Annotated in this window: 18 protein-coding genes; 10 read left to right on the top strand and 8 right to left on the bottom strand. The window is 74.2% G+C overall.

From position 1 onward, the window contains the following. Positions 1–272: 272 nt before the first annotated feature. Positions 273–2,426: a selenide, water dikinase SelD gene (selD, locus tag BCF33_RS05375; RefSeq protein ID WP_158259352.1), complete on the bottom strand. Its 2,154-nt coding sequence runs from the start codon at positions 2,424–2,426 to the stop codon at positions 273–275. A 310-nt stretch (positions 2,427–2,736) separates the two neighbouring features. Continuing rightward, entirely contained in the window at positions 2,737–4,032 is a 1,296-nt protein-coding gene (locus BCF33_RS05370) for a cytochrome-c peroxidase (protein ID WP_106159845.1), read from the bottom strand. On the opposite strand from BCF33_RS05370, the gene BCF33_RS05365 reads away from it, so the two are divergent. Then, entirely contained in the window at positions 4,031–4,534 is a 504-nt protein-coding gene (locus tag BCF33_RS05365) for a tetratricopeptide repeat protein (protein ID WP_106159844.1), read from the top strand. The genes BCF33_RS05370 and BCF33_RS05365 overlap by 2 nt on opposite strands. A gap of 44 nt (positions 4,535–4,578) precedes the next feature. On the opposite strand, the gene BCF33_RS05360 is transcribed toward BCF33_RS05365, so the two are convergent. Then, the gene (locus BCF33_RS05360) at positions 4,579–5,169 is read right to left on the bottom strand and encodes a hypothetical protein (protein ID WP_106159843.1); all 591 of its coding nucleotides are present in this window, start codon (positions 5,167–5,169) and stop codon (positions 4,579–4,581) included. Positions 5,170–5,288: 119 nt separating this feature from the next. Here BCF33_RS05360 and BCF33_RS05355 point away from each other — a divergent pair, with 119 nt between their 5' ends. Genes BCF33_RS05355 through BCF33_RS05315 form a run of 9 tightly spaced genes read left to right on the top strand, consistent with a single transcriptional unit; the run spans position 5,289 to position 14,855 of the window. After that, positions 5,289–6,389, top strand: a complete 1,101-nt coding sequence (locus BCF33_RS05355) for an NAD-dependent epimerase/dehydratase family protein (RefSeq protein ID WP_106159842.1) — start codon at positions 5,289–5,291, stop codon at positions 6,387–6,389. Then, on the top strand, positions 6,386–7,459 hold the full coding sequence (locus BCF33_RS05350) for an NAD-dependent epimerase/dehydratase family protein (RefSeq protein WP_106159841.1): 1,074 nt from the start codon (positions 6,386–6,388) through the stop codon (positions 7,457–7,459). The genes BCF33_RS05355 and BCF33_RS05350 overlap by 4 nt, the downstream gene beginning before the upstream one ends. Further along, entirely contained in the window at positions 7,456–8,745 is a 1,290-nt protein-coding gene (locus BCF33_RS05345) for a TIGR04295 family B12-binding domain-containing radical SAM protein (protein WP_106159840.1), read from the top strand. Before BCF33_RS05350 ends, BCF33_RS05345 begins: the two co-directional genes overlap by 4 nt. Next, positions 8,742–9,821, top strand: coding sequence for a glycosyltransferase (locus tag BCF33_RS05340; RefSeq protein ID WP_106159839.1), 1,080 nt, complete (start codon positions 8,742–8,744; stop codon positions 9,819–9,821). The genes BCF33_RS05345 and BCF33_RS05340 overlap by 4 nt, the downstream gene beginning before the upstream one ends. Continuing rightward, positions 9,821–10,909, top strand: a complete 1,089-nt coding sequence (locus BCF33_RS05335) for a CgeB family protein (RefSeq protein WP_106159838.1) — start codon at positions 9,821–9,823, stop codon at positions 10,907–10,909. Before BCF33_RS05340 ends, BCF33_RS05335 begins: the two co-directional genes overlap by 1 nt. Continuing rightward, entirely contained in the window at positions 10,906–11,991 is a 1,086-nt protein-coding gene (locus BCF33_RS05330) for a CgeB family protein (protein WP_106159837.1), read from the top strand. Before BCF33_RS05335 ends, BCF33_RS05330 begins: the two co-directional genes overlap by 4 nt. Further along, positions 11,991–13,046 (top strand): CgeB family protein, encoded by a 1,056-nt coding sequence (locus BCF33_RS05325; protein ID WP_106159836.1) that lies wholly within the window; start codon positions 11,991–11,993, stop codon positions 13,044–13,046. The genes BCF33_RS05330 and BCF33_RS05325 overlap by 1 nt, the downstream gene beginning before the upstream one ends. Further along, positions 13,043–13,846: a TIGR04290 family methyltransferase gene (locus BCF33_RS05320; protein ID WP_106159835.1), complete on the top strand. Its 804-nt coding sequence runs from the start codon at positions 13,043–13,045 to the stop codon at positions 13,844–13,846. Before BCF33_RS05325 ends, BCF33_RS05320 begins: the two co-directional genes overlap by 4 nt. Positions 13,847–13,850: 4 nt before the next feature. Then, on the top strand, positions 13,851–14,855 hold the full coding sequence (locus BCF33_RS05315) for a UDP-glucuronic acid decarboxylase family protein (protein WP_106159834.1): 1,005 nt from the start codon (positions 13,851–13,853) through the stop codon (positions 14,853–14,855). Positions 14,856–14,908: 53 nt separating this feature from the next. Here the strand turns inward: BCF33_RS05315 and BCF33_RS05310 are convergent, their stop codons facing one another. From BCF33_RS05310 to BCF33_RS05290, 5 genes are all read right to left on the bottom strand, one after another. Beyond that, positions 14,909–15,739: a manganese catalase family protein gene (locus tag BCF33_RS05310; RefSeq protein ID WP_106159833.1), complete on the bottom strand. Its 831-nt coding sequence runs from the start codon at positions 15,737–15,739 to the stop codon at positions 14,909–14,911. Between the two features lie 130 nt (positions 15,740–15,869). Next, positions 15,870–17,087, bottom strand: coding sequence for a type 2 periplasmic-binding domain-containing protein (locus BCF33_RS05305; RefSeq protein WP_245883729.1), 1,218 nt, complete (start codon positions 17,085–17,087; stop codon positions 15,870–15,872). A gap of 206 nt (positions 17,088–17,293) precedes the next feature. Next, a complete protein-coding gene (gene dctP, locus BCF33_RS05300; RefSeq protein ID WP_106159832.1) occupies positions 17,294–18,352 on the bottom strand; it encodes a TRAP transporter substrate-binding protein DctP in 1,059 nt (352 codons plus the stop codon). 29 nt (positions 18,353–18,381) lie between these two features. After that, positions 18,382–19,866, bottom strand: coding sequence for a TRAP transporter large permease (locus tag BCF33_RS05295; protein WP_106159831.1), 1,485 nt, complete (start codon positions 19,864–19,866; stop codon positions 18,382–18,384). A 55-nt stretch (positions 19,867–19,921) separates the two neighbouring features. Then, the gene (locus BCF33_RS05290) at positions 19,922–20,578 is read right to left on the bottom strand and encodes a TRAP transporter small permease (RefSeq protein WP_106159830.1); all 657 of its coding nucleotides are present in this window, start codon (positions 20,576–20,578) and stop codon (positions 19,922–19,924) included. Positions 20,579–20,605 lie beyond the last annotated feature (27 nt).

The raw sequence follows: 20,605 nt of genomic DNA, 5'->3' as shown, positions 1-20,605 counted from the left end.
GGGGCTGGCATGCGCTTGCGAACCGGCACCATCGCCGGGGTGGTCATGGCCGCCCCGGGCGGGCGATCCGGGCCCGCGTGCGGGGCCCTTCGGGCGGACGGCCCGGCGGGGTGCGTCCGCCGGATCGGCCGCGGGGCCCGCGCGGCGACGAGCCAGCTCCCGGGCCGGCTCCCGGGTCGATTCCTCCGGCGGGTCCGGTTCGCCTTGCCGGGTGGCGGGGCTTCGGCCGGCCGGCCGCCGCGCCGGACCGGGTCCGCGCGTGGGCCTTCCGGTCAGCGGACGCGGACGTCGAACCCGTCCGGGGCCGTGGCCCCGCCGATCTGGGCGAGATGGGGGATCGCGGCCCGCAGCGCCGGCACGGCGGCGGGATCGACGGCGGCCAGCAGGCCGCCCGCGGTCTGCGGATCGAGGAGGAGGTCCGAGCGCGCGCCCTCGGGCCGCAGAACGCGGCCGGCCATCCCTTCGGCGTTGGCCGCGAAGAGGGAGGAGCGGGTCCCCCCTTCGGCCAGCCGCAGCGCGCCGTCCATCAGCGGCACCGCCTCGAGGTCGATGCGAAGCGTGACGCCGGAGGCCGCGGCCATGGCGGCCGCATGGCCGAGCAGGCCGAATCCCGTCACGTCGGTCATCGCCCGGGCGTCGCGCAGGGCCTCGGCCTCGGCCGCTTGGTCGGCGGAGAGGAGGTCGAGGCAGGCGGCGACCTCGGGGCCCGTGGCGGCCAGCGCCATCTCGCCCGCGAGGATCGTGCCCGAGCCGATGGGACGGGTGAGCACCAGCGCGTCGCCGGGCCGTGCGCCCGCCAGCGTCACGGGCCGGTCCGCGAGGCCGGCGAGGGTGAAGCCGATCTGCATCTCGGGGCCCTGGGTCGTGTGGCCGCCCGCGATGGCGCAGCCGGCGGGCACGAGGGCGGAGGCGGCGCCGGCCATGACCTCGCGCAGGGTCTCGGCCTCGAGCCGGGGGGCGAGGCGGGGCAGGGTGATCTGCGCCAGAGCGGCTTGCGGCGCGGCGCCCATCGCCCGCACGTCGCCTAGAGCGTGGAGCGCGGCGATCCGCGCCATCAGCCAGGGGTCGAGGGTGAAGGCGCGCAGGTGGTCGGTCGTCAGCACCTGCCGGGCGCCGCCCACGCGCAGCACGGCCGCGTCGTCGCCGGGGGGCGTCTCGACGTCCTCGCGGCGCGTGCCGGGAAGGGCGGCGAGGGCCGCCGCAAGCGTCGCGCCGCCCACCTTGGCGCCGCAGGCCCCGCAGGGCGGCGCGCCTGCCAGGGCCTCCGCAAGGCCTGCGGCGGCGACGCGGGGCGCCCTGGGGCGCGGCATCGGGGCGAGGTCCGAGAGGCGGGCCATGAATTGCCGGTCGATCCGGTCCTTCCAGCGCCAGAGGGCGCCGGGCGCGGCGGTGACGGCGCGCCCGCCCCTGTCGGCGACCGCCTCGCGCGCCCCGAGGGTGATGAGCTTGAGGTAGCTGCGCTGGGGTCGGAAGCGGCGCCGCGGCTCGCGCCCCCGAAGGGCGTCGCGAAGGTTCGCGGCGAGGACGGGCGCGGCGCGCACGGCGTAGACCCCGGCCTTTGGGCGGGGCGCGTAGGCGAGGAAGGCGCAGTCGCCCGCGGCGAAGACGCGCGGGTCGGAGGTTCGCAGGCGGTCGTCCACCGCGAGCCAGCCATCCTCGAGCGCGAGGCCGAGACCGCCCAGGAGCGGCCAGGGACGGCCCCCCGCGGCGCCGGCGGTGAAGGCGGACGGCACCTCGCGCCCGCCTGCGAGGGTCACGGCGCCGGGGCCGACGCGGATGGCGGCGGCGCCCTCGTGAAGCGCGATGCCGGCCCGGGCGAGCCTTTCGCGAAGGGCGGCGGCGGCTTTCGGGGAGATGCCGGAGAGGGCGCGGCCGGCGTCGATCACGGCGACCTCGGCCCGGCCGTGGCGCGCGAGCAGGGCGTGGCGCATCGCGAGCGCCAGCTCGACCCCGCCGACCCCGCCGCCGAGGACGGCGGCCGGCCCGCCCCCGGGCAGGAAGCGGGCCCAGGCGTCGGCGAAGGGCCCGAGGGGCTTGGCCGGGTGGCCGTGGTCGGCGAAGCCCGGAAGGTCCGGCATGGCGCCGGTCAACCCGACGTCGAAGGAGGCGACGTCGTAGGCGACGGGGGGCCGCCCCTCGACGGCGATGCGCCGGGCCTGCCGGTCGATCCCGGCGGCGCGCGCGCGGATCAGGCGCGCCCCGGCGAAGCGGGCGAGGCGGACGAGGTCGATCTCGGTCTCGGGGCGGCGGTAGTGGCCGGCGACGAGGCCGGGAAGCATCCCCGTATAGGCGGTGGTCGCGCCGGGGTCGATCAACGTGAGGCGCCCGCCGGGCAGGGGGTCCATGCCCCAGCGGCGCAGGACGAGCGCGTGCGCGTGGCCGCCGCCGACGAGCACGAGGTCGCGGGTGAGGGGGAGCGTCTCCATCGAGGCGGGATGGCGCGGCGCGGGGGTGCCCGCAAGGGCCGGGCGCGGGGGTGCCCGCAAGGGCCGGGCGCGGGGGTGCCCGCGGGGGCCGGGCGCGGGGGTGCCCGGCTGTGCCATGGCTGCCCGCCCCGCGGTGGTCGTCGGGCCCGGCGGGGGGGTCGCCCGATGGGGCGGGTCGGGACGGGCCGGTGGCGGCGCGTGCCGCGCCGCGGGCCCCGGGGGGTGCGGTCGGAAGGCGTTCCGCCCCGCGGACCGGCCCCCGCGCCGCCTGCGGGCGCGGCCGATGCTCCGGCCGGGCGCCGGCCGTGCTTCAGCCGGGGGGCAGGCCGCTGGGGACCGTCTCGGGGGCGGCGAGGGGAAGGGCGCGGGCCGTCTCGCCCGTGAGGGCGTGGAGGAAGGCGACGAGGGCGTCCACCTCCGCGTCCGTCATCGGTGCGGGCGCGATGTCAAGGGCCGCGGCCTGGCGGGCCATCTCGCGCGCGTCCTGCCGGATCGCGAAGTCCACCGCGGCGATGCGGGGCGCGGGGGGCAGGGCGGCGTCCTCCGGCTGCCAGCGGGCGAGGGAGGCGGCCGGGTCGAGATGGTGGCGCACGATCCCCTCGAGCGTCGGGAAGGCGCCGTTGTGCCCGTAGGGCGCGGTCAGCGCGACGTTGCGGAGCATGGGCGTGCGGAACCGGTAGGCGTCCTCGGCGCGGTCGGATTCGGCCATGCGGCCCACGTCGCGGGGGATCGGGTCGAACGTCCGGGTGCGCCCCGGCCCGAAGGCCGGCAGGCCGAGGGCGTGGAAGCCCTGGTCCGACAGGAGCGTGCCGGAGTGGCAGGCGGCGCAGCCCGCCCGGCCGTAGAAGAGGGCCATGCCCTCGGCCGCCTCGGGGGCGAGGACGCCCGGCTCGCCGCGCAGGTGCCGGTCGAAGGGGGAATCGTGGCTCTCGAACTGGACGGTCATGAAGGCGGCGAGGGCGTTGGCGAGATGGACGGCCGTGACTTCGGCCTCGCCCCGGACCTCAGGGAAGGCGTCCCGGATCATGGCGAAGTAGTCCGGAACCGCCGAGACGCGGGCGGCGAGGATGGGCCAGGCGGCGTCGATCCGGTCGTTCACCGCGCCCCCCACCTCGCCCGAGGTGGGCGAGCCGGCCATCTCGAACCGGGCGGTCATGGGAAAGAGGGCCTGCGCCGCGAGGATGGAGTCGAGGCCGCCGGGCAGCCATTCCTCGGCCGGGGAGGAGAAGCCGTTGCCGAAGATGTCGGACGCCTCGAGCCGGCCGTCGTGGAAGAGGACGGAGACGTCGCGATGCCCGAGGTTCCAGAGGCCCGGCGCGTTGCGGGGGATGCGCTTCTCGATCCCCTCGGCGGTGCGGTCCGGGCCGGTGCCCGCGCCCCCCTCGCCGATGCCGAGGGAGAGGCCGTCGCCCCCGCCGTGGTCGGCCGCGTGGCAGGTCGCGCAGGCGATGTTGCGGTTGCCCGAGAGGATCGGGTCGTGGAAGAGAAGGCGGCCCAGCTCGACCAGGGGGGCGGGGTGGTCCGGAAAGTCCGCCGGATCCACGGGCGGCGGCAGGTCCTGCGCCGCGGCGGGCAGGGCGAGGATCAGGGAGAGGAGGCGCAGCATGGAGGAGAGGTTCGGCCGGATCGCGCGCGCACTCAAGCCCGCGGCGCTGGCCCTCGCGATCCTGGCGGGCCCGGCCGCCGCGCAGGTCGAGACGGCGCGCGACCTGATGGACGCGGGCCGCTGGGAAGAGGCGATGGCGGAGCTGCGCCTCTACGCACGGTCGGGCAACGCCGACGCCGAGGAGCTGATCGGCGTGATGTACGCCCTGGGCCTGGGGGTCGAGCAGGACCGCGAGCGAGCGTTCGAGTGGTACCTGCGGTCGGCCATGAAGGGCCATCCGGGGGCCCAGTCGGGCGTGGGCTGGTACTACGAGGAAGGGATCGGGATGCCGGCGCCCGACCCCGTGCGCGCCTATTTGTGGTACGCCCTGTCCACCATCGGGGGCGACCCCGACGCGGCCATCTCGATCGAGGAGGTGGTCAGGAAGATGACCCTGGAGGAGATCGCCCGCGCGCAGGCGCTGGTCGGGGACTACCGGGGCTGGATGTATCCGTTCCGCTGAAGGGGCGCCGGGCGGGCGCGGGGGCAGGGCGGGCCGGCCGGTCCCTAGGCCCCGGCGGCGCCGTTTCCCGCCTGCGGCTTCCCCCGCGCGGGAGGTTCGGCAGGCGCGGCGGGCGCGACGGCGGGGGGATGCGGCGCGGCGTCCATGTAGGGCTCGTCGTAGCCCTCGCGCAGCCAGGGGCGGACGAGGCGGACAAAGCGCTGGGCCAGGGCCGGAAGCCCCTTGCCGAACGCCTGGCCCAGGGCGTCGAACTCGTCCCGGATGCCGCGGTTCGCGTAGCGCTGGAGGGCGACGACGAGATGCTCTTCCTCGCGTATGCGGGCGGGCCACTCGCTGCTGTTGCTCTTGCCGCCGCGGCCGTGGGCGGCGGCCCAGACGGACCATGAATGGGGCAGGCCGCGCGCCTCGGCCATGAAGGCGTGGCCGACCTCGTGTTCGACGACCATGCGCCACTGGTCGCCCCCGTAGCCCGCGTTCCAGGCGGCCGCGATGTGGTCGGCGTCGCCCCAAGGGACGTCGGCCCGGGCGGTGGCGCCGTCCGCCCGGAACGCCGTCTCAACGTGCTTGTCGTGCGGGCTGTCGACGATGCGGAGGGTGCACGCCTCGAACGCGATCTCGGGGGGGAAGAGGATCATGCCGGGGATGCTAGGCACCTATCCGCCGCTGGCAAGAGCGGGGCTGGCGCGGAACCCGATCGGGGATGATCCTGTTCCACTAGGACGGGGCGTGTGACGGATAACCGCAGGGGAAGCCGATGCATCTCATCACGGGCGGGGCCGGGTTCATCGGGCGGAAGCTCGCACGGCAGCTTCTGGACGCGGGCGAGCGGGTCCGCATACTCGACCCCCTCATCGCGCAGGTCCACGGCGCGGAAGGGCGCCCCCCGCCCGAGGTCGAGGGCGCCGAGATCGTCCGCGGCGACATCCGCGACCTCGATGCCGTGCGCGGCGCGCTGGAGGGCGTGGAGGGGGTGTTCCACCTCGCCGCCGAGGTGGGTGTCGGCCAGAGCATGTACGAGATCGACCGCTACACCGCCGTGAACGAGCTGGGCACCGCCGTCCTGTTCCAGGCGATCACGGACGCGCCGGAGGCGGGCCGGCCGCGGCGCGTCGTCACCGCCTCGTCCATGAGCGTCTATGGCGAGGGCCTCTATGTCGGGCCGGGGGGCCGGCCCCTTCCCCCCGCGCGGCGGGGCGGGGGCTGGGACCCGGTCGGCCCGGAGGGCGAGGCGCTGACGCCGGTGCCCACGCCCGAGGGCAAGCCCTGCGATCTGGCCTCGGTCTATGCGCTGAACAAGTTCGCGCAGGAGCGGATGACCCACATCGTCGCCGGCGCCTACGGGATCGAATCCGTCGCGCTGCGCCTCTTCAACGTCTACGGGCCGGGGCAGGCGCTCTCGAATCCCTATACGGGGGTGCTGGCGATCTTCGCCTCGCGGATCGCGAACGGGCAGCGGCCCATGGTCTTCGAGGACGGGCGGCAGCGGCGGGACTTCGTCCATGTCGACGACGTGGCGCGGGCCTTCCGGCTGGCCATGGAGCGGCCGGAGGCGGCCGGCGCGACGATCAACGTCGGCAGCGGGCGGTCGGTCTCGGTCGCGGAGGTGGCGGAGGCGACGGCCGCGGCGCTGGGGCGACCCGACCTCGCGCCGCAGATCACGGGCAAGGCGCGCACCGGCGACATCCGCCACTGCTTCGCGGACATCGCCCTCGCGCGGGGGGCGCTGGGCTTCGAGCCCCGGCGGACCTTCGCCGAGGCGCTGCCGGAGATGGCCGAATGGGTGGCCGGGCAGCGGCCCGAGGACCGGGTGGAGCGCGCGTCCGAGGAGCTCCGCGCGCGCGGGCTGGTGGCATGAGCGCGCCGCTGCCGCAGGGCTTCCCGGAGGGGGCCGTCCTCGTCACGGGCGGGGCGGGCTTCGTCGGGTGCAACCTCGCGGACCGGATCGCGGGGGCGGGGCGCGAGGTGATCGTCCTCGACGACCTGTCGCGGGCGGGCGTGTCGCGGAACCTCGACTGGCTGGTCGCGCGCCATCCTGGGCGGGTGCGCGCCGTCGTGGCCGATATCCGCGACGGGCGGGCCCTGGAGGACGCGGCGGACGGGGCGGGGGCGGCGATCCATCTGGCCGCGCAGGTGGCGGTGACGACGAGCCTCGCCGATCCGGTCGCGGATTTCGGGGTCAACGCGGCCGGCACGCTCGCCCTGCTGGAGGCGCTGCGCCGCCGCGCCGACCCGCCGCCGCTGGTGTTCGCCTCGACGAACAAGGTCTATGGCGATTTCGCCCGCTGGGGCTGGCGCGAGGAGGGCGGCCGGTGGGCGCCCGCGGACCCGCGCCTGGCCGCCGAGGGCGCGGGCGAGGACCAGCCCTTGGACCTTCACACGCCCTATGGCTGCTCGAAGGGCGTGGCGGACCAGTACGTGCTGGATTACGCGCGCCAGTTCGGCCTGACCGCCAGCGTCCTTCGCATGAGCTGCATCTACGGGCCGCGCCAGTTCGGCACGGAGGACCAGGGCTGGGTCGCGCATTTCCTGCTGCGGATGCTGCGGGGCGAGGCGATCACCCTCTACGGCGACGGGCGGCAGGTGCGCGACGTCTGCCACGTGGCCGACGCGGTGGACGCCTACCTGGCGCTGCTCGCCGCGCCGGCGGCCGCGCGGGGCCGGGCCTTCAACCTGGGCGGCGGGCCCGCCAACGCCGTCAGCCTGCTGGAGCTGCTGGAGGCCGCCGAGGCCCTGCTGGGCCGCCCCGCCCGCCTGCGGCACGAGCCGGTGCGCGCGGGCGACCAGCGCTGGTTCGTCGCCGACACCGCCCGCCTGCGCGACGCCGCCGGATGGCGGCCGCGCATCGGCTGGCGGGACGGGCTTCGCGACCTCGCCGCATGGCTCGAGACGCTTTCCGCCCGCCCCGACGAGGAGACGGCCGCATGAAGATCGCCTTGGTCAACCCGCCCTGGAGCTTCGACGGCTCGATCTACTTCGGCTGCCGCGACGAGCATCTGCCGATCGAGCTGGGCGCCGCGCGGGCGCTGCTGCTGCGCGCGGGGCACGAGGTGCTGATGCTGGACGGGGCCCTCGACGGGCTTGACATGGAGGGCGCGGCGGGGCGCGTCGCCGCCTTTGCGCCCGCGATGACCGTTGTGACGACGGCGCCGACCTACCTGTTCTGGCGCTGCGCCCAGCCCGAGCTGCGGGTGCCGCGCGAGTTCCTCGACGCGCTCGGCGGTCGGGGCGGGGCGACGGTCGCGGTGGGGCCGCACGTATCGGCGACGCCGGTGGCGGCGATGCGCAAGCTGGGCTGCGACCTGGGCGTCCTGGGAGAGTGCGAGGAGGCCGTGGTCGAGCTGGCCGGAGGCGCCGACCCGGCCGCCGTCGCGGGCGTCGCCCGCAGCGACGGGGGCGGGATCGAGGTGAACGGCGGGCCGCGGGCCACGCGCTTCTCGGACCTGCCGCCGCTGGAATGGCCCGACGCCTGGATCGCCCGGCACGGCCACCACCACCACCGTTTCGGCACGCAGGCCGCCGGGCCCGGCGCGGAAGTCGAGGCCTCGCGCGGGTGCCCATACCACTGCTCGTTCTGCGCGAAGATCGACTTCCGCGACGGCTATCGGCGCCGCGACCTCGGCCTGCTGATGGAGGAGATCGGGCGCCTGAAGGAGCAGGGGGCGAGCTATCTCTACTTCATCGACGAGATCTTCCTGCCCTGGCGGCAGCTCCTCGACGCGCTGGAGCCGCTGGGGCTGGAGTTCGGGGTCCAGACCCGCCTCGACATCTGGAAGCCCGCGATGATCGAGCAGCTGGGCCGCGCGGGGTGCGTGTCCATCGAGGCGGGCGTGGAGAGCATCACCGAGGCCGGGCGCGCCGCGCTGGACAAGGACTGCCGCGTCACCACCGAGGACCTGACCGAGAAGCTGCTGATCGCGCGCCGGCACGTGCCCTTCGTGCAGGCCAACCTGATCGAGGTCGACGCGGACGAGGCGGAGGAGCTGCGCCGCTGGCGCGACCGGATGCGCGAGGCGGGGGTCTGGGCGAACGATCCCGTGCCGCTCTATCCCTATCCATCCTCGCCGGACTACCGGAAGCTGTTCGGGCTGCCCGACGACCGCGCCTGGGAGCGGGCGCACGCGCACTACCTGCGGCAGTTCGACCGCTTCAGCGACATCCAGGAGGCGCGGCCGCTGCCCCTGGAGGCGCTGGAAGGGGGCGCCGCGCGATGACGAGGCGCGTGCTGCTGACCACCGATTGCGTGGGCGGGGTCTGGCGCTTCTCGGCGACGTTGGGGGAAGGGTTGGCGCGGCTGGGCTGGGCGCCCGCGCTGGCCACGATAGGCCCCGTCCCGAGCATGGCGCAGCGGCGCGAGGTCGCGGGGATCGCGCTGTTCCAGACGGAAGGCCCCCTGGACTGGGCGGAAGGGGGGGCGGCGGGTCTGGCGGCCGGACGCGCCGCGCTTCGGGCGGCGGCGCGCGAGCATGGGGCCGAAGCGGTGATACTGAACCAGCCGGCCTTCGGCGGCGCGGAGTGGGACCGGCCGGTCGTGGCGGTGGCCCATTCCTCCGTCGCGACGTGGTGGCGCGGGGTGCGTGGCGCCCCCGAGCCCGCGGGATGGCGCTGGCACGGCGCCGCGGTGCGCGAGGGCATCCGCGCCGCGGGCGCGGCCGTCGCCCCGACCCGCGCCTTCGCGGCGTCGCTCGCGGCGGCGCACGACCTTCGGGCCCGGCCGGAGGCGATCCCGAACGGCGCGCCCCTTCCCCAGAGGGCGCCCGGCGCGGGCGAGGGCTTCGTCCTGGCCGCCGGGCGCCTTTGGGACGAGGGCAAGGGAATGGCGGTGCTGGACCGCGCCGCGCGGGGGCTCGGCTGGCCCGTGCGGGTGGCCGGCGCGGACGCGGCGCCGGGCGGCGGCAGGGCCGCGTTCGAGCATCTGCGGCCGGCCGGAACGCTGGGCGCGGCGGCGATGGCGGGCTGCATGGGAGAGGCGGGGATTTTCGCGGCGCCCTCGCTCTACGAGCCGTTCGGGCTGGCGGTGCTGGAGGCGGCGGGGCTGGCGCGACCCCTGGTCCTGTCGGACATCCCCCCCTTCCGGGAGCTCTGGGACGGCGCCGCGCTGTTCCATCCGCCCGGCGACGCGGAGGCGCTGCACGCCGCGCTGGCGGGGCTGATCGGCGACCCCGGGGCGCGGGCGCGGCTGGGCGCGGCGGCGCGGGCACGGGCGGCGGCGCTGACGCCGGACCGGCAGGCGGCGGCCTATGACGCGCTGCTGCGGCGGATCGCCCCCGCCCGCCGGGGCGCGGCGTGATGCGGGTCCTCTACCTCACGCATTCGCTGGTCTCGTGCTGGAACCACGGCAACGCCCACTTCCTGCGCGGCGTGCTGCGCGAGCTGGAGGCGCGGGGCCACGAGACCCTGGCGCTGGAGCCCGAGGGCGGCTGGAGCCGGACCCATCTGCGGGCCGACGCGCCGGGCGCCGAAGCGCGCTTCGCCCGGACCTTCCCCGAGCTGACCGCCCGCACCTATTCGCGGCCCGAGGAGGCCGTCGCGGCGGCGCAGGACGCCGACCTCGTCGTCGTGCACGAGTGGAACGAGCCCGCGCTGGTCGCGGCGCTGGGGCGCGCGCGGGCGGCGGGCGGGCGGTTCGCGCTGCTGTTCCACGACACGCATCACAGGGCCGTCTCGAACCCCGCGGCGATGGGGCGCTACGACTTGTCCGCCTATGACGGGGTGCTGGCCTTCGGCGAGGCGGTGCGCGAGGTCTACCGGGCCCGCGGCTGGGGCCGGCGGGCCTGGGTATGGCACGAGGCCGCCGACATCCGCTTGTTCCGGCCGCTGCCGCGCGCGGCCGAGGCGGACGTCGCGTGGATCGGCAACTGGGGCGACGACGAGCGCACGGCCGAGCTGGAGGAGTACCTGTTCGGCCCGGTGGAGCGGCTGGGGCTGTCGCTGACGGTGCACGGGGTGCGCTATCCGGCCGCCGCGCGGGCCCGGCTGGCCGGGCTGGGGGCGGAGTATCGCGGCTGGTTGCCCAACGCCGAGGCGCCGGAGGTCTTCGCCCGCCACCGCGTCACCGTCCACGTCCCGCGGCGCTTCTACGCAGAAAGCCTGCCCGGCATCCCCACGATCCGCCCGTTCGAGGCGATGGCCTGCGCAATCCCCCTGATCTCGGCCCCGTGGGAGGATTCCGAGGGGCTGTTCAGGGAGGGGGACTTCCTGCGCGTCCGCTCGGGCCGGGAGGCGGAGGAGGCGCTGCGCCGCGTCCTGGCGGAGCCCGCGCTGGCGGCCGCGCTGGCACGGAGCGGGCTGGAGACGATCCGCGCCCGCCACACCTGCGGCCACCGCGCGGACGAGCTTCTGGCCGTCGCGGAGGAGCTGCGGGGGGTGCCGGCATGAGGATCGCGTTCCACGGCTCGAGCCTGCTGTCGGCGGTCTGGAACGGGGCGGCGACCTATTATCGCGGGGTGATCCGGGCGCTTCACGCGCGCGGCCACCGCGTCGCCTTCTTCGAGCCGCGCGCCTTCGGCCGGCAGGAGCGCGCGGACATCGACCCCCCGGGCTGGTGCGAGGTCGTGGTCTGGGAGCCGGACGCGCCGGGCCTGCGCGCGGTCGCGGCCCGCGCGGCGGAGTTCGACGCGGTGATCAAGTGCTCGGGCGTGGGGGTACTGGACGCCGAGATACAGGAGGCCGTCTGGTCCGCCGCGCGGCCGGGGGCGCTGCGCCTCTACTGGGACGTGGACGCGCCGGCGACGCTCGCAGGGCTCGAGGCAGACCCATCCGATCCGCTCCGCGCCTGGCTGCCGCGCCTCGACCTCGTGCTGACCTATGGCGGGGGCGATCCGGTGATCGGACGCTACCGCGCCCTGGGCGCGCAGGACTGCGTGCCGGTCTACAACGCGCTCGACCCCGAGACGCACCACCCGGCCGCGCCGGAGCCGCGCTTCGCCGCCGGCCTCGCCTTCCTCGGCAACCGCCTGCCCGACCGCGAGGCCCGGGTGGAGGAGTTCTTCCTGCGCCCCGCCGCGATGCTGCCGGGCAGGGACTTCCTGCTCGGCGGGTCGGGGTGGGAGGGCAAGGACCTGCCGGGCAACGTCCGGCTGCTGGGCCACGTCTCGACGCGCGAGCACAACGCGTTCAACTGCACGCCGCTGGCCGTCCTGAACGTCTCGCGCGAGTCGATGGCGGCCAACGGCCACTCGCCGGCCACGCGCGTCTTCGAGGTCGCGGGGGCGGGGGCCTGCCTGATCACCGACGCCTGGGAGGGGCTGGACGCGTTCCTCGCGCCCGGACGCGAGGTGCTGGTCGCGCGGGACGGCGCGGAGGTGGCCGAGGCGCTAGAGGGCCTGACGCCCGGACGGGCCGCCCGGATCGGCGCCGCCGCGCGGAGCCGGACGCTGCGGGACCACACCTACGAGCGGCGCGCCGCCGAGGTCGAGGCGCGGCTGGAGGCCGCCCTGGCCGGACGGGCGGTGGCCTGATGCGCCTCGCGGTGATCGGCCTCTCGCTGTCGTCGTCCTGGGGGAACGGGCACGCGACGACGTTCCGTTCGCTCCTGCGGGGGATGCACGGGCGGGGGCACGAGGTGCTGTTCCTCGAGCAGGACGTGCCGTGGTACGCCCCCCACCGCGATCTGACCGAGCCGGACTTCGCGCGGCTGGCCCTCTACGCCGATCCCGAGGACCTTCGCGCGCGCTTCGCCGGCGAGGTCGCGGACGCGGACGCGGTGATCGTCGGATCCTACGTGCAGCGGGGGCCCGAGGTGCTGGACTGGGTGCGCGACACCGCGCGCGGCACGGTCGCCTTCTACGACATCGACACGCCGATCACGTTGTCGCGGATGGGGCGGGCGGACCACTACATCCGCCCCGACCAGGTGCCGGGGCTCGACCTCTACCTCTCGTTCACCGGGGGGCCGACGCTGGGCCGGATCGAGCGCGACCTCGGCGCGCCGCGGGCGCGGGCGCTCTATTGCTCGGTGGACGCGGCGCGCTACCGGCCGGAGGCGCGCGAAGGGCGGCGGCGGTGGCAGCTGGGCTACCTGGGCACCTACAGCGAAGACCGCCAGCCGGTCCTCGACGCGCTGCTGCTGGAGCCCGCGCGCCGGCGGGGCGGCGCCTTCGTGGTGGCCGGGCCGCAATATCCCGGCGGCATCGACTGGCCCCGGGGCGTCGAGCGGATCGACCACCTGCCCCCCGCGCGGCATCCGGGCTTCTACAACGACCAGGACTTCACGCTGAACGTGACCCGCGCGGACATGGTCGCGGCGGGTTGGTCGCCCTCCGTCCGGCTGTTCGAAGCGGGGGCCTGCGGCACGCCCATCGTCTCGGACGCGTGGGAGGGGCTGGACGCGCTGCTGCCCGAGGGCGAGGCCATCGTGATCGCGCGCGGGCCCGGGGACGTGGAGGCCGCGCTGGACCTGCCGGCCACCCGCCGCGCGGCGATGGGCCGTGCCGCCCGCGAGATCGTGCGCGCGCGCCATTCGTCGGACGCGCGCGCCGCCGAGCTGGAAGCCTTTCTGGAGGAAGCCGCATGAAGGACGCGATCGACGTCCCCGCCACGGACGACCCCGCGGCCCTGGGGCCGTGGTTCCACAACCTGCACCTGCCCGGCGGCGTCCAGACCGCGCCGGACCACCGCTTCGGGGACTTTCCGCGGTTCAAGTGGCTCGAGATCGCGCCGCACCTTCCCGCCGACCTCTCCGGCTGGCGCGCGCTGGACATCGGCTGCAACGCGGGCTTCTACAGCTTCGAGCTGGCCCGCCGGGGCGCGGAGGTGACGGGGATCGACCTCGACCCGCACTACCTGCGCCAGGCGGCCTGGGCGGCCGGGCGGATGGGCCTGCCCGTGACCTTCCGCCGCCAGCAGGTCTACGATCTGGCCCGCAGCGGCGAGCGCTTCGACCTCGTGCTGTTCATGGGGGTGTTCTACCACCTGCGCTATCCGCTGCTGGCGCTGGACGCGCTTGCGCGGGTCGAGCCGCGGCTGATGGTGTTCCAGACGCTGACCGCCGACACGGGCGAGGGGGGCGAGGCGCCCGCGCCGCCCTTCGACTTCGAGGAGCGCGACCGCCTGACCCGGCGGGACCATCCGTTCATGGCCTTCATCGAGGGCCGGTTCGCGGACGATCCGACGAATTGGTGGGCGCCGAACCACGCAGGCATCTGCGCGATGCTCCGATCGGCGGGCTTCCGGATCGAAGCGCGCCCCGGGCACGAGATATACCTTTGCCGCCGCGATCCCGCGGCCGCCGTCTGGCCGGCCGAAGAGGGGGAGTTCCGCTCGGCCGCGGGGCTGCCGGCGACGCACCGCACGCACGCAAGCGAGAAGGAGTGACCCCATGGCACGCATCCTGGTGACCGGAGGCGCCGGCTTCCTCGGCAGCCATCTGTGCGACCGCCTCCTCGAGCGGGGCGACGAGGTGGTCTGCGTCGACGACTTCTCGACCGGGCGGATGGCCAACCTCGCGCATCTGGAGGGGCATCCGGGCTTTCGGCTGATCCGCCACGACATCGCCGAGCCGATCGCCCTGGAATGCGACGCGGTGCTGAACTTCGGCTGCCCGGCCAGCCCCAAGGCCTATCAAAGCGATCCGGTCCGGACGACGACTACCTGCGTGAACGGCACGCTTAACATGCTGCGCCTGGCCGATGCCTGCGGCGCGCGCCTCATCCAGGCCTCGACTTCGGAGGTGTACGGCAACCCCGGCGTCCATCCCCAGCCGGAGGGCTATCACGGCGCGGTCTCGTGCACGGGGCCGCGCGCCTGCTACGACGAGGGCAAGCGCTGCGCCGAGAGCCTGGTCTTCGACTTCCGCCGGCATCACGGGCTGGACGCGAAGGTCGTGCGCATCTTCAACACCTACGGCCCTCGGATGCACCCGCATGACGGCCGCGTGGTGTCGAACTTCGTCCGGCAGGCGCTGGAGGGGAACGCCTTGACCGTCTACGGCGACGGAAGCCAGACGCGCAGCTTCTGCTACGTGGACGACCTGGTGGATGGGGTGATGGCGGTGCTGGACGCCCCGGCGGGGTTCGCGGGGCCCGTGAACCTGGGCAACCCGGCCGAGATCTCGATCCTGGAGGTGGCGCGCCGAGTGATCGCGCTGGCGGGCGGGGGCGCGGGCATCAGGCATGCGCCGCTGCCGATCGACGACCCGGTCAGGCGGCGGCCCGACATCGCCCTGGCGCGCGAGGCGCTGGGCTTCGCGCCCCGCGTGGACCTGGAGGAGGGGCTGCGCCGGACGATGGGCGCCTTCGCCGGGGCGCCGCCCGAAGCCGCGCCGACCGGAATGCACCGCTGGGGCCGGCAGGGGCCCGACCTCGTTCCCCAGCCGCCGCACTGACGGCGCCCCGTCCGCGGGGTCCGGGGGGCGGCGGCCCGCCCCCCGGAGAGGGGTCACATCTGCTGCTTCTGCGCGCCCGAATGCTCGCGCGCCTTGCCGAGGTCGGGCTTCTGGCCCATCGGCTCGGCCTTGTCGCGGGCGGTGAAGGTGCCGCGGCCGTCCATGGTCGGCCCGCCGTTCGTCCACACGCCCTGGGGCGTCGGCTCGTCGAGCGAGGTGTTCAGGAAGTAGTAGGAATGCTCGAGGTTCTCGTGCTCCTCGGGGGTGGAGTTCGGGATCGGCATGGTCGCCTCGATGCCGCCCAGGTCCTCGATCACGGCGAGCCATTGCTGCTGGTGCATGGTGTCGCGCGCGATCAGGAAGGATAGCATGTCCTTCATCCCGGCGTCGTCCGTCATGTTGTAGAGGCGCGAGGCCAGCGTGCGGCCCGTCGCCTCGGCGGTGACGTTGGCCATCATGTCGCCGGCGATGTTCCCGCTGGCGTAGATGTGGCTCATGTCGAAGGGGATGCCGTTGGCGTTCACCGGCATCGCCGAGAGGCCCGAGGAAAGGACGTGGCGCGGGTTCAGCCCGCCCATGATCGCGTGGACGACCGGGTTCAGCTTGGCCGCGGCCTCGCGCTCGGTGAGGGGGGCGCCTTCGAGGTTCAGGGCGACGGCGTGGCAGAGGAACTCGATATGGCTCAGCTCCTCCGTGGCGGTCATCATCAGCATGTCGCGGTACTTGGGGTTCCCGCGCGCGCCCATGGCCTGGAAGAAGTACTGCATGGCGACGCGGATCTCGCCCTCGATGCCGCCGATGGCCTGCTGGAGGTACTTGGCGAAGACCGGGTTGGGGCTGTCGCAGCGAACCTCGTACTGGAGCTTGCCGGAATGGTAGAACATGGCGCTTGGCCCTCCGTTCGTGTGTGCGGAGGGTGAGCTAGGGCGCCGGGCCGCGCCGGCAGGGGGGGCGGGCCCGAAAACCCGCCGGGCGGCGGCGCGTGGGGGTCTGCGGGCCCCCGCTGGCGCGGCCTTAGCGCTGGGCCTCGATCGTCGCGGTCACGAGGTCGTAGAGCTCGCGCGCGGGAAGGCCGCGAGCGGCGTTCTCCTCGATCCAGGCCTCGGCGGCGGGGGCGGCCACCGCGTCGCCGATCGCCTGCAGGATGTCGTCGCGCAGGGTGATCTGGATGATGAAGTTCCTGTCCAGCGCCGGCCCCCAGGCGTCCATCGTCGCGCCCTCGTAGTTCTCGACGAAGTGCTCGAGCGCCTCGTCCACGGAGGAGACGAGCGCGACCCGGTTCGACGTGGACAGCGCCTCGAGCGCCTCGCTGTTCACCACGACGGGGCAGTTCGCGGTGCCGGGGTTCAGGTTCGTGGTCCACCAGCTGCCGCTGTCGATCGTGCCGAAGCTCATGTGGGCGTGGGGCGCGAATGCGACCGCTTGGATGCTGCCGTCGGCGAGGGCGTCGCGCACCTGCGGCGCGGGGATCGTCTGCGCCTCGGCGCCCAAGGCCTCGATCGCGCGGCCGACGCCGCCGGCCGAGCGGATGGTCATCCCGCGGAACGAGCCGAGCGAGGTCGGCGGCTGGCCGACGCCGACGATGTTGTACTGCGGCTGGGGCGTCGGCATCAGAAGGGTGGCGTTCCAGCGCGCCAGATCGTCCTGCACGGCCGGATGCGCATAGATCGCCCGGGAGACGGCCAGCTCCTCCTCGATCGAGTCGATGCCGAGGAAGGGCAGCTCGAGCACCGTGATCGAGGGGTTCTTCTCGGGGTGGTAGCCGGCGCAGAACTGCGCCATCTCGAAGCTGCCGGCGGCGATCCCGTCGAGGTTCTCTCGGCTGGGGGCGAGCCCGCCATAGGAGATGTTCAGGGTGAACTCGCCGTTCGTGCGCTCGTCGACCAGCTCGGCCAGCTTCTCGACGTGCTCGGTGAAGGCGCGGCGCGAGCCCCAGAGCGACACGTCCCAGACGACCGGGCCGTCCTGCGCGGCCTCGACGCCGCCGTCCGGGCATCCCTCGCCAATGCAGTCGAACGCCGCGCGCTCGACCGTGAGCGGGCCGAGCGTGGAGGAGATGGTGTAGCTCTCCTCGTCGTGCTCGACCAGCTCGCCGGAGAGGACGATGTCCTCGCTGCCCTTCATGCGGAGGGTCACGTCCTGCGCCGCCGCGACGCCGGCCATGCCCGCCAGCAGGCCCGCGCCGGCCAGCGCCGAGCCCGTCCCCGCGGTCCAGTCCTTGATGATGCCCATCGTCCCCGGTCCCCTTCGACCTCGATCGGCGGCGCCCGCCATGCCCCCCCGGGGGGCGGCAGGGGCGGGGTCGCCTTCCCACTCGTTTCTGATTCGAAGGTCTGTCCCGATTATGGCCGGGGATTGTCGCGGGGCCGGTCAATTCTTGTTAACCGGCGCGCGCGGTCGGGGACGCCCCTTGCCGGGCGCCCCCGTCCCTTGCGGGACTAGTTCAGGTCCGCCTCGCGCCGGGCGCCGATCGTCTCCTCGGCCTGGGCGATGCTGTCGCGGAAGATGGCGAGGATGTCCCCGCCGCCGTCGACGTTCTCCTCGAACCAGGAATAGACGGGCTGCGCGGCCTCCTGGAACATGGCGACCTGGTCGGGGGTCGGGACGTAGAGGTCGCCGCCACCGGCGGTGAAGTCCTCGTAGGCCTGGATCGACTTGCGCTTGGGCGAGGCGAAGGTCGCCTGCTGGAGCTGGGCGAACCCGTCGACAACGACGCGGCGCAGATCCTCGGGCATGGACATGAACGTCTCGTTGTTCATCACCCAGATGGCGGCCATGTAGGCGTGCCGGTCCAGCGTCACGTATTGCAGCCCCGCGTCCGGGAAGCGCATGCCCATGATGTCCGTGATGCCGTTCTTCGATCCCTCGACCACGCCGGTCTGGAACGAGGTGAACAGCTCGGGCCACGGGATGGGGGTGGGCGAGGCGCCCAGCGCGCGGACCAGCTCCTGCGGGAGGTCGGCGACCACGGTGCGGATGGACAGCCCCTCCATGTCGGACGGCGTCTCGATCCGGCGCTGGGTGTTGGCGAAGTTGCGCCAGCCGCCGGTGTTGCCCACCGTCATGATGCGGATGGCGTCGCCGCTGTCCTCGAGCGCGCGGGCGCGCAGCTCGGGCACGAGGTCGGTGGCGGTCAGCACTTCTTCCGCGATGCGGTCGTCGGCCATCAGGTAGGGCAGATCGAAGATCTGCACGTAGGGGAAGATGCCCGCCGCGCCGCCCGAGGTGGTGACGTAGATGTCGATCGAGCCGTCGGCCACGCCCTGCAGGCATTCCGTCCCGTTGGCGCAGAGCTGGGTGCCCATGAAGATCTCGACCTCGATGGCGCCGTTGGAGGCGGCCTCGACGTAGTCCTTGAAGACGATCAGGCCGTCGTAGTCCTCGTCGTTCTCGTTCGAGTTGGCGGTCGCGCGGAGCGTGTACTCCTGCGCGGCGGCGGCGATCGGCGTCAGCGCCAGCGCGGCGACGGCCAAGCCCTTGATGGTGGTGGTCAGCATTCGGGTCCCTCCCTTTATGGCCCGGTTGGTCAGTTCAGGAAGCCGGCGAGACGGGGCACCGTCAAGGAGATCGCCGGCACGTAGGTGATGAGGAAGATCACCGCGACCTCGATCGCGAGGAAGGGCAGGATGGCCTTGGAGATCGTCTCGACCTTCTCGCCCGAGACGGTCGAGGCGACGAAGAGGACGAGGCCCATGGGCGGCGTGGCGAGGCCCACGGTCAGGTTCACGGACATGATAATGGCGAAGTGGACGGGGTCGACGCCGAGCTCGGTGAAGACGGGCGCGAGGATCGGGCCGAGGATGATGATGGCCGGCCCCGCGTCGAGGAACATGCCGACGACGAAGAGGAGGAGGTTGATGAGGAAGAGGAGGATCAGCGGGTTCTGGGACAGCGCCAGGATGTAGTCCGTCATGATCTGCGGCGCCTGGGAGAGCGAGACGACCGACTTGAAGGCCACCGCCGCCCCCACGAGGAGGAGGACCGCCGCCGAGGCCATCGCCGAGCGGGCGAGCACGCCCGAGAGGTCCGAAAGGCGCATCGAGCGGAGGACGAAGAAGGCGACGAAGAGGGCGTAGGCGACGGCGATGGCCGACGCCTCCGTCGGTGTGAACACGCCCCCGAGGATGCCGCCCAGGATGATGATCGGCGTCAGGAGGGGGGCGGCCGCGCGCTTGCAGACGACGCGGAAGTCGTGGCTGATGCGCCGCTTCCACGCGCCGAGGAGGACGTGGGCGAGGGCCGCGCCGAGCAGCCACGCGCCCCACCAGGGCAGGGTGCCGGGGGCGATCCGGTCCGCGACGAGGGTGAGGAGGAGGGCGATCAGGCCGCCGATCACCGCGCGCGCGATCACCCAGGAGGTCCACCATTCGGCCGCGCCGACGCTCTGGTCGCGGGCGACGATCCGTTCGGCCTGGGGCATGTCGTAGCGGTCCGCGAGGAGGCGGACCATGACCATCAGCCCCGCGCCGACGAGGATGCCGGGCACGATCCCCGCGAGGAAGAGGGCGGCGACCGACTGCTCCATCACGGAGGCGTAGATGATCATGATGCCCGAGGGCGGGATGATCGGGCCGATCACGGAGGAGGCGGCGGTGATCGCGGCGGCGAAGCGGCGGGTGTAGCCCTGCTTCTCCATCGCCGGGATGAGCGTGGAGCCGAGGGCCGAGGTGTCCGCCACGGCCGAGCCCGAGAGCCCCGCGAAGAGGATCGAGGAGAGGATGTTCACGTGCGCGAGCCCGCCGCGCAGGTGGCCCATGAACGCCTGGGAGAACTCGACGATGCGGGCGGTGATGCCGCCGCGGTTCATGATCTCGCCCGCGAGCATGAAGAAGGGCAGCGCGGCGAGGAGGAAGACGTCGATCCCGTTGAAGACGTTGCGGTACATGATCGCGAGGTCGCGGGAGGATCCGTCCGCCCAGAGCATGACGCCCGGCGCGAGGAGCAGGGCGAAGACGACCGGCATCCCCAGCATCAGGATCAGCAGGAAGAGGGGCAGGAACCAGATCAGCATGGCGTACCCTCCTGGCCGGGCCGGGGGGGAGGGACGGGGCGAGGGGCGGGGCGCGTCATTCGGCCACCGGGGCGTCGGTCACGGGCAGCGGCGCGAGGCGGTCGGCGCCGCCGAGGAGCGTGGCAAGGTGGCGCAGCACCATCTCGACGTTCACGAGGATCAGGAGGACGAGGCCGATCTTCAGCGCGATGTATGTCAGCGCGTTCGGCATCTTCGTCCAGCCTGCCTCGAACCCGAAGGCCCAGCCGTCGCCCGAGCAGAGCGTCAGCGCCGCCTCGCCGGGCAGGGGGATCGCCAGCTCCAGCGTGAAGGGCAGCCAGAGGGTCGCCGACCGGAAGAGGCAGCCCGACTGCACGTGCGCCGTCGCGTGCGGCAGCGCGGCTGCGAGGACGACGAGCGAGGCCAGCGTCAGCGCGAGGACCAGGAGGGTGGACAGGCGGCCGGGCAGCGCCCGCTCGAGCATGTCGATGGCGACGAAGCCGCCCTGGCGGTAGGCGACGGGGGCCATCAGACCCGTCATCCAGATCATGAAGAACAGCGTGAGCTGGTTCGCCCAAGCCGGCGCGTCGTTCAGGAGGTAGCGCATCGGGATCGAGTAGAGCACGACGCACACCATGATCCCGAGCGCCAAGAGGGCGAGGGTCCGGCACAGCCGGAGGACGCGCGTCAGCACCCATTCCAGCGGGGCGAGCAGCCCCAGGATCACCGGCATCGCGGCTTCCTCCCCCTTTCCTTCGTC

It is taken from the genome of Hasllibacter halocynthiae (assembly GCF_003003095.1).
Taxonomy (GTDB): Bacteria; Pseudomonadota; Alphaproteobacteria; order Rhodobacterales; family Rhodobacteraceae; genus Hasllibacter; species Hasllibacter halocynthiae.
This window is presented reverse-complemented; position numbering and strand designations above follow the sequence as displayed.